Annotated in this window: 11 protein-coding genes, 5 tRNA genes, 1 rRNA gene and 1 pseudogene; 3 read left to right on the top strand and 15 right to left on the bottom strand. The window is 58.8% G+C overall.

The window, feature by feature from the left end; genetic code table 11:
- Positions 1-101: 101 nt before the first annotated feature.
- From SOR61_RS00890 to SOR61_RS00870, 5 genes are all read right to left on the bottom strand, one after another.
- Positions 102-290 (bottom strand): hypothetical protein, encoded by a 189-nt coding sequence (locus SOR61_RS00890; protein WP_320610816.1) that lies wholly within the window; start codon positions 288-290, stop codon positions 102-104.
- A 16-nt stretch (positions 291-306) separates the two neighbouring features.
- Entirely contained in the window at positions 307-1,686 is a 1,380-nt protein-coding gene (gene scfB, locus SOR61_RS00885; RefSeq protein ID WP_320610815.1) for a thioether cross-link-forming SCIFF peptide maturase, read from the bottom strand.
- Positions 1,687-1,775: 89 nt separating this feature from the next.
- Entirely contained in the window at positions 1,776-1,922 is a 147-nt protein-coding gene (gene scfA / locus SOR61_RS00880; RefSeq protein ID WP_320610814.1) for a six-cysteine ranthipeptide SCIFF, read from the bottom strand.
- 106 nt (positions 1,923-2,028) lie between these two features.
- Positions 2,029-2,565, bottom strand: a complete 537-nt coding sequence (locus SOR61_RS00875) for a flavodoxin family protein (protein WP_320610813.1) — start codon at positions 2,563-2,565, stop codon at positions 2,029-2,031.
- 136 nt (positions 2,566-2,701) lie between these two features.
- On the bottom strand, positions 2,702-4,174 hold the full coding sequence (locus tag SOR61_RS00870; RefSeq protein ID WP_320610812.1) for an aminotransferase class I/II-fold pyridoxal phosphate-dependent enzyme: 1,473 nt from the start codon (positions 4,172-4,174) through the stop codon (positions 2,702-2,704).
- 246 nt (positions 4,175-4,420) lie between these two features.
- On the opposite strand from SOR61_RS00870, the gene SOR61_RS00865 reads away from it, so the two are divergent.
- Together SOR61_RS00865 and gdhA are read left to right on the top strand one after the other, a co-directional pair.
- Complete coding sequence (locus tag SOR61_RS00865; RefSeq protein ID WP_320610811.1) at positions 4,421-4,963, top strand: ECF transporter S component; 543 nt, start codon at positions 4,421-4,423, stop codon at positions 4,961-4,963.
- Positions 4,964-5,285: 322 nt separating this feature from the next.
- Complete coding sequence (gene gdhA / locus SOR61_RS00860) at positions 5,286-6,635, top strand: NADP-specific glutamate dehydrogenase (RefSeq protein ID WP_320610810.1); 1,350 nt, start codon at positions 5,286-5,288, stop codon at positions 6,633-6,635.
- 121 nt (positions 6,636-6,756) lie between these two features.
- On the opposite strand, the gene SOR61_RS00855 is transcribed toward gdhA, so the two are convergent.
- On the bottom strand, positions 6,757-7,617 hold the full coding sequence (locus SOR61_RS00855) for a fumarylacetoacetate hydrolase family protein (protein ID WP_320610809.1): 861 nt from the start codon (positions 7,615-7,617) through the stop codon (positions 6,757-6,759).
- A gap of 47 nt (positions 7,618-7,664) precedes the next feature.
- Positions 7,665-8,704, bottom strand: a pseudogene (locus tag SOR61_RS00850) (threonine aldolase family protein).
- A 242-nt stretch (positions 8,705-8,946) separates the two neighbouring features.
- Between SOR61_RS00850 and SOR61_RS00845 the strand changes: the two are divergent.
- Positions 8,947-9,870, top strand: a complete 924-nt coding sequence (locus SOR61_RS00845; protein ID WP_320610808.1) for a DMT family transporter — start codon at positions 8,947-8,949, stop codon at positions 9,868-9,870.
- 155 nt (positions 9,871-10,025) lie between these two features.
- Here SOR61_RS00845 and SOR61_RS00840 read toward each other — a convergent pair whose 3' ends face one another.
- The 8 genes from SOR61_RS00840 to rrf form a co-directional block, all read right to left on the bottom strand.
- Positions 10,026-11,474, bottom strand: a complete 1,449-nt coding sequence (locus SOR61_RS00840) for a M56 family metallopeptidase (protein ID WP_320610807.1) — start codon at positions 11,472-11,474, stop codon at positions 10,026-10,028.
- Positions 11,467-11,859, bottom strand: coding sequence for a BlaI/MecI/CopY family transcriptional regulator (locus SOR61_RS00835; protein ID WP_320610806.1), 393 nt, complete (start codon positions 11,857-11,859; stop codon positions 11,467-11,469). Before SOR61_RS00835 ends, SOR61_RS00840 begins: the two co-directional genes overlap by 8 nt.
- A 229-nt stretch (positions 11,860-12,088) precedes the next feature.
- Positions 12,089-12,164 (bottom strand) — tRNA-Thr (locus tag SOR61_RS00830).
- A 5-nt stretch (positions 12,165-12,169) separates the two neighbouring features.
- Positions 12,170-12,246, bottom strand: a tRNA-Asp gene (locus tag SOR61_RS00825).
- 5 nt (positions 12,247-12,251) lie between these two features.
- Positions 12,252-12,327 (bottom strand) — tRNA-Trp (locus tag SOR61_RS00820).
- A gap of 3 nt (positions 12,328-12,330) precedes the next feature.
- Positions 12,331-12,407, bottom strand: a tRNA-Ile gene (locus SOR61_RS00815).
- 55 nt (positions 12,408-12,462) lie between these two features.
- Positions 12,463-12,538 (bottom strand) — tRNA-Asn (locus tag SOR61_RS00810).
- 36 nt (positions 12,539-12,574) lie between these two features.
- Positions 12,575-12,690, bottom strand: a 5S ribosomal RNA gene (gene rrf, locus SOR61_RS00805).
- Between the last annotated feature and the right edge of the window lie 24 nt (positions 12,691-12,714).

Raw genomic sequence — 12,714 nt, 5'->3', positions numbered from 1 at the left:
CAGGGAGGGGTCAGCGGTTCCGGTGCTGAAGGAAGAGCACCGCCGCAATGAACACGATCCCTACCACCAGTCCGATGGCCATTGCGCGCTTCCTTTCTGTCTCAGTCCTCTTCCTCGTCCTCGTCGTCCTCAGGACCGCGGACGTAGGTCACCTGCACGGTGGAGGAGCTGAGCATGTCCACCCGGCGAGCCTCCCAGCCCTTCTTGGCCATCTTGGCTTCGCCCTTCTCCATCTCCAGGGTCACTTCCTCAGTGTCCTGGCCGGAATAGATCACTTTCTTCATTTCCATGGCGGTCGTTCTCCTTTTATTCCTGACCCATGAGGGCCGCTTTGATCATGATGGCGCACTCGATGCGCTTTTTAAAGAGCTCACACCCGTACTGATAGGTGCCGTTGATGTCGCCTGTGGCGTGGTAGGCGTTGGCTGCGCAGCCGCCGGCGCAGTAAAGACGGGCCCAACATTCCCGGCAGTCGGGGTTGGCCACCACGTTGCACCGGTGGAACTTCTCCCCCAGCTGGGTGTTCTTCACCCCGTCCCAGACGTTGCCCATAGAGTAGTTGGGGTCGTTCACAAACTGGTGGCAGGGGAAGAGCTCGCCCCAGGGGGTGACAGCCAGGTACTCCGTACCCGAGCCGCAGCCGGACATCCGCTTGTGGAGGCAGGGGCCCCCCTCCAGGTCGATCATATAGTGGTAGAAGGTAAAGCCACGGCCTTCCTTCTCCCGGCGGATCATCTCCTTGGCCAGGATCTCATACTGCTCGAAGAGCTTGGGCAGGTCCTCTTCCGTGAGGGCCCAGGGATCACCGGGGGCGCTCACCACCGACTCCATGCTCAGCTCGGTAAAGCCCAGGTCCGCCATGTGGAAGATATCCTGGGTGAAGTCCACGTTGTTGTGGGTGAAGGTTCCCCGCATATAGTATTCCCGGTCCCCTCTCTGCTCCACAAAGCGCTGGAACTTGGGCACGATGATATCATAGCTGCCCAGACCGGCCAGGTTCTTCCGCAGGCGGTCGTGGACCTCCTTCCGGCCGTCCAGACTCAGCACCACGTTGTGCATCTCCCTGTTGCAGAACTCGGTCACTTCGTCGTCCAGTAGCAGGCCGTTGGTGGTGAGGGTAAAGCGGAAGTTCTTGTGGTGGATGGGCTCCTGGGTCCGGGCATAGGCCACCAGGTCCTTCACCACCTGCCAGTTCATAAGGGGCTCGCCCCCGAAGAAGTCCACTTCCAGGTTCACCCGGGTGCCGGAGTTGGCGATGAGGAAGTCCAGAGCCTGCTTGCCCACCTCAAACGACATGAGGGCACGGTCCCCGTGGTAGTTGCCCTGGCTGGCAAAACAGTAGTTGCAGTTGAGGTTGCAGGTGTGGGCCACGTGGAGACACAGGGCCTTGAGCACCGGCTTGGAGCGGCGGAAGGCCTCCTGCTCCACCTCTTTCCACAGGTCCTCAGAGAAGAGCTTCCCCGCCTGCTTCAGTTCCTCGATGTCTGCCAGACAGTCCCGGATCTCCCCTTCGTCCACCCCGTCCATGTGGCCGTAGGTCTCCAGCATCCGGGCCACGATCTCCTCCTTGGGGGTGGTCTCGTACAGGCCGATGATGTCGTAGGCCACCGGGTCCACCAGGTGGACCGAACCGCTGTACACGTCCAGCACGATGTTGTATCCGTTAAGTTTGTACTGATGAATCATAGGTTATTCTCACTTCCGTCCGATGAGGCAGAAAAAAGTGCCGCTTGATCGGGTCCGATCAGGCGGCAGCTTTCCTCGCGTTCAAAAAATCAGCGATTTTCGTTCTCGCACTGCTGATTGGCAAGGCCGCAGGAGGTCTTGCAGGCAGACTGGCAGGAGGTCTGGCATTCGCCGCAGCCGCCGGTCTTCAGGCTCTTGGACAGATCCCGGGTCTGCAGAGTCTGGATTCTCTTCATAGGAAGCAACTCCTTTCGTTACCGTTTCATGATGTTAATCGAAAGTATTATAATGTACTTTCCCTGGGATGTCAATGGGTGCCCCCAGGGCTTCCGGGGAAACCCCTCAGATTGTTTTGCCCATTTCGTAGGCCTGGCGGGGATAGTCGCTGGCCTCCAGGTCCTCCAGGTCGGAGCAGCCCCGGGCAGGGAGGATGCCCACGTTTTCCCAGCCCAGGAACCGGGTCATGCCCTTGTAGGTCAGGATGGCACCGTCGGCGGACTCCATGGTCTCATCCCCCATGGTGAGCATCAGAACCGCCTTTTTGCTGCTGGACCGCAGGGCGGCGCTGTTGGCGTAGAACCGGTCGATGACGGTTTTCAGCTGGGCGTTCCAGTCGTAGTAATAGATGGGAGACACGAACACCACCGCATCTGCCGCCAGCAGATGGGGGTTCAGGGTGGTCATATCGTCCTGGAAGGCACAGCCCTTGTCGGTTTTATGACAGCGCTCGCAGGCGATGCAGGGGTGGACATCCTGGAAGGCAGCGTCAAACCGGAAGATCTCATGGCCTGCTTCCTGGGCTCCCTGGATGAAGGCGTCAGCCAGAGCCGAAGAGGTCCCCTTCTTATGGGGGCTGCCGCTGAGCACTACAATTTTCATGGTGAAACACATCCTTTTCCTGACAGGCCGGGGCCTTGGGTCCGGCCATTTCTCGATTTTCTGAGGCTATCATACCACAGAGCGCCGAAAAAGACCAGTATCAGCCCCCGGACTCCTCTTTCCTTTTGAGAGACAATTACGGCGTGGGATTGGCTTCTTCATCTTGTAGGGCCGCGGTGGTGAAGGGGGGCTTCCCCCGAGTCCCGATGAGGTGGACTCCCGCCCGGTACAGCTTCTCGATGGTCTGCACCAGGGGCGTGGTGATCTCCTCTCCCGGGGTAATGAGGGGGATGCCGGGAGGATAGGCCCAGATATACTCTCCGCACACCTTGCCCATGGCGTCGTACAGGAAGGTCAGTCCCCCTGCGGTCCGGGCCGCTTCCTCCAGGGGCATCCGCCGGGGAGGCAGCTGGTTGACCTGTTCCAGGGGGGCAGGTTCCTCCTGGGCCGGGCCATAGGCCTCGTCCAGCTCCAGCAGAGCCCGAGCCAGGGTCTCTGGCATGGTGTCGTCGGTACCCAGCCCGGTCATGGCCACGGCATAGTGGTCCAGGGCCATCTCCAATTCAATATGGTACTGCTCCGCCAGCTTCTCCTTGAGCTCCACTCCGGTGAGGGCGCTGTTCCGGGTGGAGATCACGATCTTGGCCGGGTCCAGGGCAAAGATCCCCGGATAGGAAGCCCCCGCCTCCTTCCCGTGTCCCGCCAGGCGGAGGAACTTCAGGTCCTTTGCCAGACGGTCAAAGGTCTCCAGCCGACGGGTCCAGGCGGCAAAAAGGGCGTCTTTCTGCTCTTCCAACAGCCGGACACACCCGTCCATGGAGGCCATGAGCAGGTAAGAAGGGCTGCTGGACTGGAAGATCCCCGTCTGCCGGGCCACCTCGGGCATGGGGACCCGCTGTCCGCTGGCATGAAGAATGGCGGTTTGGGTCAGACTGGGGAGCATTTTGTGGAGGCTTGCCACCACCAGGTCCGCCCCCTGGGCCACAGCGCTGGGGGGAAAGGCAGAGGAAAAGCCCAGATGGGCTCCGTGGGCCTCGTCCACCAGCACCGGAATGGTTTTCTCGTGGGCCACAGCGCAGATCCCGGCGGTGTCGCTCACCACCCCGTCATAGGTGGGACTGGGATACACCACCAGTTTGGTCTCCGGGTGGGCCTCCAGGGCCTGGGCCACCATTTCCGGGGAAATGGACCCGGACAGGCCGAAGGTCTCCTCCACCGGGGGCAGCAGGAACACCGGGTTCAGGCCGCACAGCTCCACTGCGTGGTAAATGGCCTTATGACAATGCCGGGCCATTAAAATGGTATCTCCCCGGCGGGTAGCCGCCCGGATGGCCGCCAACAGGCCGCCGGTGCTGCCGTTGACCTGGAAAAAGCTCTTCCGGCTGCCCCAGAGGGCAGCGGCCCGGCGCATACTCTCCGCCAGGACCCCCTCGGGATCGTGAAGATCGTCGAATCCGGGCAGCTCCGTGATGTCCAGCCCGGCGGACAGAGTGTTCAGATAGGGCGCCAGGTCCACGTTTTCCTTGTGGCCGGGCATGTGCAGGGAGAGATAGCCCTCCCGATGATGGTCTGACAGGCGCTCCAACAGTGAGCGATCTTCCTTTGGCATAGGATGCAGCCTCCCCTTGGATGTTTTTTGTAAGTTTTTTTATAGACTTATGATACCAGAAAGCAGGCCAGATGACAACCAATCGAAGGCATCTGGCCTGTGGGTGAACCGGAAGGCGCATGATCTGACCTGCCAAAAAGTTCTGTTTTGGCGCTTTTGAACGGGTCAGTTCTATGATAGGCTGAGAGCTGGAAACAAGAATTCCTGCAAATTCCCCTATCCCATGAACAAAGGAGTGTGTGATCCATGCGGTCCAAAACTGTCACCCGAAGCAGCTCCTCTGAGAGCGTGCGAACCCTGGCCCTCACCGCCATCTGCCTTGTGCTGGTCTATGTCTTTACGGCGGTGGTAAACATCCGTCTCCCCTTCGCCCCCAACGGCGGCCTCATCCACCTGGGCAACGTCCCCCTGTTTGTGGCGGCCATCCTCTTCGGCAAGCGCACCGGCGCCATTGCCGGCGGCGTGGGCATGGCCCTGTTTGATCTCACCTCCAGTTTCACCCTCTGGGCTCCCTTCACCCTGGTGATCGTGGGCCTTATGGGCTTTGTGGTAGGTGCTGTGACCGAAAAGAAGAAATCCTTCCCTCTGTATCTGCTGGCTCTGGTGCTGGCCTGCGCCATTAAGATCGGCGGATATTACGTGGCCGAAGGTATCATCTATGGAAACTGGATCGCACCGGTGACCTCCATCCCGGGCAATCTGATTCAGATCGGCGTGGCCGCCGTCATTACGCTCATCGTGATCGAGCCCCTTCGCATCGCCGCTTCCCACACCATCTTGCGGCGGTAAGAGAAGGCCTCCCCTTCATTGTGTATTTCAGTCTTGCAAAAGGCGCCGATGCAATTTCGGCGTCTTTTGCAATCTCATCGAAAGTATCTTTCATTCTTGGATAAGTCTCCTATTTTTGTGCGATGCCGCAAATTTTATGCCGGATTTTTGAAAATAATTGTTGCATTCACAAAGAGGACGTGATATACTTTCAGATGCAAACGGAACAGAAAAGGAACGTTTTTCTTTCTGGCTGCAAGTATCCTTGTATTTTGTTTGTTCTTGTATTTTCGCCTGCCCGGCGCAGGTCAAAATAAAATATCAAAGAAGGAGCCAAAACATCATGAATGCTTATATCGCAAGCGTTATTGAAACCGTTAAGAAGAAGCACGGCAACGAGCCCGAGTTCGTGCAGACCGTTGAAGAGGTTCTGAACTCTCTGAGCCCCGTTGTGGATGCTCATCCCGAATATGAAGCTGTTGACCTGCTGGGCCGTATGGTTGAGCCCGAGCGTATGTTCACCTTCCGTGTTGTCTGGACCGACGACGCTGGTAAGGCTCACACCAACATTGGTTATCGTTGCCAGTTCAACGGCGCTATCGGCCCCTACAAGGGCGGCCTGCGCTTCCAGCCCAATGTTTACTCCGGCATCATCAAGTTCCTGGGCTTTGAGCAGATCTTCAAGAACAGCCTGACCGGCCTGCCCATCGGCGGCGGTAAGGGCGGCTCCGACTTCGATCCCTCCGGCAAGTCCGACGCTGAGATCATGCGTTTCTGCCAGAGCTTCATGACTGCTCTGTATCGTTACATCGGTCCCGACATCGACGTTCCCGCTGGCGACATGGGCGTGGGCGGCCGTGAGATCGGCTACCTGTATGGTCAGTATCGCCGCCTGAAGGGCACCTTCGAGAACGGCGTTCTCACCGGTAAGGGCCTGTCCTACGGTGGTTCTCTGGCTCGTCCCGAAGCTACCGGCTACGGCGCTGTCTACTATCTGGTCGAAGTGCTGAAGCACGAAGGCGAGGACATCAAGGGCAAGACCATCGCTGCTGCTGGTTTCGGTAACGTTACCTGGGGTATCTGCAAGAAGGCTAAGGAACTGGGCGCTAAGGTCATCACCCTGTCCGGCCCCGACGGCTATGTCTACGATCCCGACGGCGTGTCCACCGACGAGAAGGTCGAGTACCTGCTCGAGATGCGTTCCTCCGGCCGCAACAAGGTCAAGGACTATGCTGACAAGTTCGGCGTTGAGTTCTTCGAAGGCCAGAAGCCCTGGGGCGTCAAGGCTGACATCATCATGCCTTCCGCAATGCAGAACGACGTCAACATGGAGCAGGCTAAGAAGATCGCTGAGTGCGGCGCTAAGTACTACATCGAAGTTGCTAACATGCCCACCACCAACGACGCTCTGGCTTTCCTGATGGAGCAGAAGCACATGATCGTCGCTCCCTCCAAGGCTGTTAACGCCGGTGGCGTTGGCGTGTCCGCTATGGAAATGTCCCAGAACTCCGAGCGTCTGTCCTGGACTGTTGACGAAGTTGACGGCCAGCTGAAGAAGATGATGGAGAACATCCACAGAGTCTCTGCTGAGGCTGCTGAGGAGTATGGCCTGGGCTACAACCTGGTTGCTGGCGCTAACATCGCTGGCTTCAAGAAGGTCGCTGAGGCTATGATGGAGCAGGGCATCTTCTAATTTAAGATTCCTGACCATTCTTCTTTGAACCCAAACGGGACCAAGCCAATGGCTTGGTCCCGTTTTTCATGCGCTGTAATAAATTACCCCCGGCAGCCTTTGGGCTGCCGGGGGTAATTTATTACTCTACGGTGTTTTCCAGTACGCCGATGCCTTGGATCTCGCAGCGGACCACGTCGCCAGGCTTCAGGAACCTGGGCGGATCGAAGCCCATGCCCACCCCCGCAGGGGTCCCCGTGGCGATGATGGTCCCTGCCTGCAGGGTCATCCCCTGAGACAGCTCATGGATCACATAGGCGATGCCGAAGATGAGCTCATCGGTCATGCCATCCTGCCGCAGCTCCCCGTTGATCCAGGTGCGGATGGCCAGGGCAGGGGGACGGGAAAATTCATCCTCAGTCACAAGGCAGGGGCCCATGGGGGTGAACCCGTCCAGGCTCTTCCCGAAATAGAACTGCTTGTGGCCGGTCTGTAAATTCCGGGCAGAGACGTCATTCACGACCGTATACCCAAACACATAGGAAAAGGCCTCTTCCAGGGGCACGTTCCTGGCGTCCCGGCCCAGAACCACCGCCAGCTCGGCCTCGTAGTCCAGCCCTTCCACAATGTCAAAGTGGCCGGGGATGGGCGCCCCAGGGCCGGGGCAGCGGCTGGCCCGCTTGGAGAAATACACCGCCCGCTCCTTCTCCCGGGTAAAGGCCTGGGCGTGGAACTTCTCCGCCTCCGCCTTGTGCTTCTGGTAGTTCATCCCCAGGCAGATCAGGTCCTGCCGGGGGGACGGAATGGGGGCCAGCACCTGCACCTGCGCCAGGTCCAGGCTGCCGGGCTGCCCCGCAGCCTCCTGCAGGACCCTGTCCCGGTGGTCCGGGTCGTCTCCCAGCAAATGGTTCATGGTTTCATAGGGCAGGGGGACCAGACGCTCCCCCGCAGTTTCCAGACACACCAGTTCCTTTCCCTGGTGGGCAACGGTATACAGTCTCATGAGACGCGCTTCCTTTCTCCGGCCCGGAGGGGGCCGCGTTCTTTGGTTTATCTGGCCCGGTCCAGGGCGGCGATCAGCTGGCGGACTGCCTTGGGCTCCGTGGCCCAGCTGGTGCAGATCCGTACCGCAGTATGGGCTGCGTCCACCTTGCTCCAGAAGGTGAAGGCATAGGATTTCTCCAGCTCTTTCAGCACCTGATCGGGCAGAATGGGATACTGCTGGTTGGTGTAGGAATCGTACAGCATGGGATAGCCCCGCTCCTCAAATGCCCGGCGGATCTCCATGGCCAGCCGGTCGGCGGCAGAGGCCAGGTCAAAGTAGAGGCCATCCTCCAGCATGGCAGCAAACTGAAGGCCCAGCAGCCGACCCTTGGCCAGCATGGCACCCCGCTGCTTCATGATATACCGGAAGTCCCGCTTGAGAGGGTCTGGTTGGAGATCACCACCGCCTCACCGAAGAGGAGCCCCTGCTTGGTGCCCCCTAAGTAAAAGACGTCGCACAGCTGGGCCAGCTCCGGCAGGGTCAGGTCGCATTTCTCGCTCATGAGTCCGTAGCCCAGCCGGGCGCCGTCTACAAAGAGGAACAGGCCGCAGTCCAGACAGGTCTTGCGGATCTCCCGCAGCTCCTGGCTGGAGTAGAGCATACCGGTCTCCGTGGGCTGAGAAATGTAGACCATCCCCGGCTGCACCATGTGCTCCCGGGACACGTCTGCCCAGTGGGCGCCGTACACATGCTGGATATCCTGGGCGGTGAGCTTCCCGTCCTGGCTGGGGACCGCCAGCACCTTGTGGCCGCCAGCTTCGATGGCCCCGGTCTCGTGGACGTTAATGTGGCCCGTCTCCGCAGCGATCACCCCCTGATGGGGCCGCAGGGCCGAAGCGATGACCACTGCGTTGGTCTGGGTCCCCCCTACCAGGAAATGCACATCCAGATGGTCATCCTGGCACAGCGCCCGGATGCTGGCTCTGGCCTTCTCACAATAGGGGTCCTCCCCGTATCCCGGGGTCTGCTCCAGGTTGGTCTCCATGAGGCGCCGTAAAATTCTCGGATGGGCGCCCTCAGCGTAATCACATTCCAATCGAATCATAACAATCCCTCCTATTCCAGTGTAAGCAGCCTTCCGCGATTTGGTCCACTTACCCGGAAAAAACCTCTCCCTCGTCCTTCCTTCCGGCCGCCCTGGGGCTCACCCGGGCGAAGAGATACTTTCATTATACGGTCTTCCCTCAGCCAGGTCAATATCCCCCCAACCACGGGAACTCCCTCTTCCTTGACTTTTCCAACGGGCCAGAATACAATGAGAAAACGATAGAAAAGGAGTGTGTTCCCATGAAACCTGTCCCCGCCGCTTCCCCCTATTCTGCCGTCAAGGGAAGCCTTCTTGCCATCACCGGCGCCACCATGTGGGGAATCATGGGGATCTTTGTCCGGAACCTGACCGCCTCCGGGTACACCAGCGCAGAGATCTCCTTCCTGCGCTGTCTGTTGGCCGGCAGCGGGCTGTTCCTGCTCACTGCCATCACCAAACCCACTGCCCTGCGCATCACCCCCAAGGGGCTGGTCATTGCTGTTCTCTACGGGCTGTCCGCCTATGGCCTGGGCTTTCTCACCTACAGCGTGGCCGTGGCCCGCATCCCTGTGGCAGTGGCCACGGTCCTTATGTTTATGAGCCCCATCTGGGTGGTGGTCCTGGGGGTTCTGGTCTTTCATGACCCTGTCCGCAAGAAAACTGTTGTGACCGTCCTGGTCTGTGTGCTGGGGGCCGCTCTGGTTGCAGATGTTTTTTCCGCCTCCGCTGGGACCATGGACGGCCTCGGCCTCCTGGCCGGGATCGTCAACGGATTCTGCGTCGCCCTTCAGATCATGGTCCCCCGGTACTTTGCCAAAACCATCGACCGGGACACCATTCTGGTATACGGCTTCCTGGGCGCCTGCGTGGGCCTGGGGTTCCTCACAGATTTCTCCACCATTTTCATCAGCCTGCAAAGTCCCTCCGCCCCTCTGGTCCTGGTCAACATCCTCTGCCTGGGCCTCCTCTGCACCATGGTGGCCAACACGGCTATGGTCAAGGCCACAGTATGGATCAGTACCACCACTTGCAGCATCCTCTCCTCCCTGGAGGTCATCGTAGGGGCCGTAGTGGGGCTGCTGGCCTTCCACGAGACCATGAACCCTCTGCAAATCATCGGGGCAGTGGTTGTAGTCTGCGCCGCCCTGGGGCCCACCGTCCTGACCCGCAGCAAGACACCCTGACCCTTTCAAGATGCCCTTATTCGAAACACAGAGGCGGAGAAAGCCTCACAAACTGCCATCCCCCTCTTTCATGCGGCAAAAGAGCCTTGGACCCTAAAAGGGTCCAAGGCTCTTTTTATGGGATAGGCCGGGGATTTCTGGGCAGATAAACGGTCTCATCCATCGTTCCTTTCCCCCTGGAACTGAAGATACAGCTCCATGGCCGCCGCTGTATCCTGGTTCCCGTATTTCTCCAGCATCTCCGGCGTGCCGTACGTTTGGGCAATGGTGTTGGTGTCGGTCACACACACCGGCTCCCAATCTCTCCCTTTGTCCCCATCCTGCCAGCAGAGCAACAAGTAAGGCTGTCCAGCGCTGCTCCACTCGGTGATGGCGCCTTCCTCCATCGTCATTCCGTCTGCCAGCACCACCTGATCGGGGTCAGAAGCCCAGAGACGATACTCCAGCCGATACAGATTCACACCGCTGCTTTCGGCGGCGGTACCGGTGTCGATCTGGGTTATGCCCACGATCTCCCCGCCGGTGATGTGGTAGCCCTCCTGCTCCTCATAGTTGTTCCATGCTTCCTGTACATAGTCTCGGGCGTAATCGGCTACCGCCTGGGGCACATGGATTTCCTGCCCCAGGGTGATCTGACCTTCTCCTTTCTCTGCCCCGGTGAAGGTACAACCCACCGCCATGGCAGCGACGATCCCCACCACTACCAAGGTATAGACCGCCGTTTTGGGATATTTGGTCAGCAGGGTGATGCGCTCTTTGATGCCCTTCCCGCTACCTGTCATGCTGGTGGCAGCGAGCATGGGATCAATGCGGCCCTGACAGGTGACAGCCAGCAGGGTACGGCCATAGGCAGCCCGCTCCCCCTCCCCCAGTTTCTTTACCGTGGCCGCGTCACAGCACAACTCTCCATCCCTTTGAGACAGCGCAGCGGCCACCCACACCAGGGGATTGTACCAGTGAAGTGCCAGGCACAGCCCCCGCAGAGCTGCCCAGACAGGATCCCCGTGACGGTAGTGGGTAAGCTCATGGGCCAGGGTGTGGCGCAGCACCATCTCGTCAGCAGCCGCCTCCTCCGTCACATAAATGCAGGGGCGAAGCAGCCCAAAGAGGCACGGGGTTTGGATCTCACCGGTCACATAGACCGGCCGGGAACAACCCACAGCCAGCGGCACACGACTGCGGCGGAGTTTCCGGGCAAAGCGGACATTCACCCACAAAAGCCAAAGGCCCATGCCCACGGCCCCCACCGCCCACACACCCAGGAGTACAGTCCCCCGGTCGATGGGGCGGTCCCCGTTCTCTGCCACTCTCTGCGACACGTTCTGTTCCTCCTGCGCTCCCAAAGGAATCACAGGATCGAAGACCGGCGGGGTGTCGCTTCTCACATAACCAGGCACTGGATCGCTCATCTGTATCTGTGTGCGCTCCATCGCATTGAGTACGCTCACCGACGTCGCGCCAAAACTTATGGGGAGGAGCAGCCGCAGGAGCACCAGGGCCCACAAGGCGTACTGGAGCCGCAGGCTCATCTTTCCCTTCAGCAAGCGCCGCAGCACCAACACCACCAAGATCAAAACACTGGAGGGAATTGCCCACTCAATCATGCTCCTTCTCCTCCAATCCTTTCAGCAACGCATAGAGCTCGTCTAACTCCTCTTGAGGCAACGCCTGTTTTTTTGTCAGGGAACTGACCATCAGGCTCAAACTTCCCTGGTACACTCGATCAAGAAAACTCTTTGTCTCCTCCAGGGCAGCATCCTCCCGCCTCAGGAGGGGAGAAAATACCTTAGGGCCCTTCTCCGCCAGAACACTCGTCAGCACGCCCTTATTTTCCAGACGGCGCAGCAGGGTGAGCGTAGTGCTTCGGCTCCAGCCGCAGCTTTGTTCCATCCTCTGGATGACTTCTCGGCCTGTGAGCGGCCCCGCCTCCCACAGACACTCCATCACACTCCACTCTGCTTGGGTCAGGCCCATTCTGTCCTGTTTCATTTCCTTCCTCCTTTCTGTCTACTTTTGTAAACACATCGTATCACAACTGTTTACAGATGTCAACAGTGCAAAGATCAGTTCGGATTGTTTCTTTGGCACAGAGAAAGAATCGTATCAAAGATTATCACGCAGAACAAAAAAGCCGGGCAGGAAGCGCAAACTTCCTGCCCGGCACTCTCAACTCAAAATTGCAACAAAAAACCTTGAAAACCAAAGTTTTCAAGGTTTTTGGAGCTGCTGGGCGGATTTGAACCGCCGACCTCATCCTTACCAAGGATGCGCTCTACCTACTGAGCTACAGCAGCAAATATGGCGACGCGGAAGGGACTTGAACCCTCGACCTCCGGCGTGACAGGCCGGCGTTCTAACCAACTGAACTACCGCGCCATATTTGGCAGGGGCAGAAGGACTTGAACCCTCGGCACGCGGTTTTGGAGACCGCTGCTCTACCAACTGAGCTATACCCCTATGTGGTGGGCCTTCACGGACTCGAACCGTGGCCCGACCGGTTATGAGCCGGTTGCTCTAACCAACTGAGCTAAAGGCCCATTTCCGGTTTTCTACCCTTATATAAACACTTGGGAGTCCAAGTTATGGATAAAGTGGCGCCCCCTGTAGGACTCGAACCTACGACACCGCGGTTAACAGCCGCGTGCTCTACCGACTGAGCTAAGGAGGCATAGAGTGGAGAGCTGAGCTGAATCAGCTCTCCAAGTGTTGGCGTTACCTATTTTCCCGGTTCGTCTCCAAACAAGTATCTTCGGCGCAAGTGAGCTTAACTTCCGTGTTCGGAATGGGAACGGGTGGACCCTCACTGCAATCAACACCAACTGCTCTTTTGAGAGCTCCGCACCC

Source organism: Evtepia sp., assembly GCF_034090835.1.
In the GTDB taxonomy this organism is placed as follows: domain Bacteria; phylum Bacillota; class Clostridia; order Oscillospirales; family Oscillospiraceae; genus Evtepia.
Note: the sequence above shows the minus strand (reverse complement) of the source record. Positions and strands in the feature narration are given on the sequence as shown.

What these genes read in the sequence shown, in the direction of transcription:
- SOR61_RS00875 (WP_320610813.1), bottom strand. Translation starts at nt 2,565, where the DNA reads ATGAAAATTGTAGTGCTCAGCGGCAGCCCCCATAAGAAGGGGACCTCT.
- gdhA (WP_320610810.1), top strand. Translation starts at nt 5,286, where the DNA reads ATGAATGCTTATATCGCAAGCGTTATTGAAACCGTTAAGAAGAAGCAC.
- SOR61_RS00855 (WP_320610809.1), bottom strand. Translation starts at nt 7,617, where the DNA reads ATGAGACTGTATACCGTTGCCCACCAGGGAAAGGAACTGGTGTGTCTG.
- SOR61_RS00870 (WP_320610812.1), bottom strand. Translation starts at nt 4,174, where the DNA reads ATGCCAAAGGAAGATCGCTCACTGTTGGAGCGCCTGTCAGACCATCAT.
- scfB (WP_320610815.1), bottom strand. Translation starts at nt 1,686, where the DNA reads ATGATTCATCAGTACAAACTTAACGGATACAACATCGTGCTGGACGTG.
- SOR61_RS00865 (WP_320610811.1), top strand. Translation starts at nt 4,421, where the DNA reads ATGCGGTCCAAAACTGTCACCCGAAGCAGCTCCTCTGAGAGCGTGCGA.
- SOR61_RS00845 (WP_320610808.1), top strand. Translation starts at nt 8,947, where the DNA reads ATGAAACCTGTCCCCGCCGCTTCCCCCTATTCTGCCGTCAAGGGAAGC.
- SOR61_RS00840 (WP_320610807.1), bottom strand. Translation starts at nt 11,474, where the DNA reads ATGATTGAGTGGGCAATTCCCTCCAGTGTTTTGATCTTGGTGGTGTTG.
- scfA (WP_320610814.1), bottom strand. Translation starts at nt 1,922, where the DNA reads ATGAAGAGAATCCAGACTCTGCAGACCCGGGATCTGTCCAAGAGCCTG.
- SOR61_RS00835 (WP_320610806.1), bottom strand. Translation starts at nt 11,859, where the DNA reads ATGAAACAGGACAGAATGGGCCTGACCCAAGCAGAGTGGAGTGTGATG.
- SOR61_RS00890 (WP_320610816.1), bottom strand. Translation starts at nt 290, where the DNA reads ATGGAAATGAAGAAAGTGATCTATTCCGGCCAGGACACTGAGGAAGTG.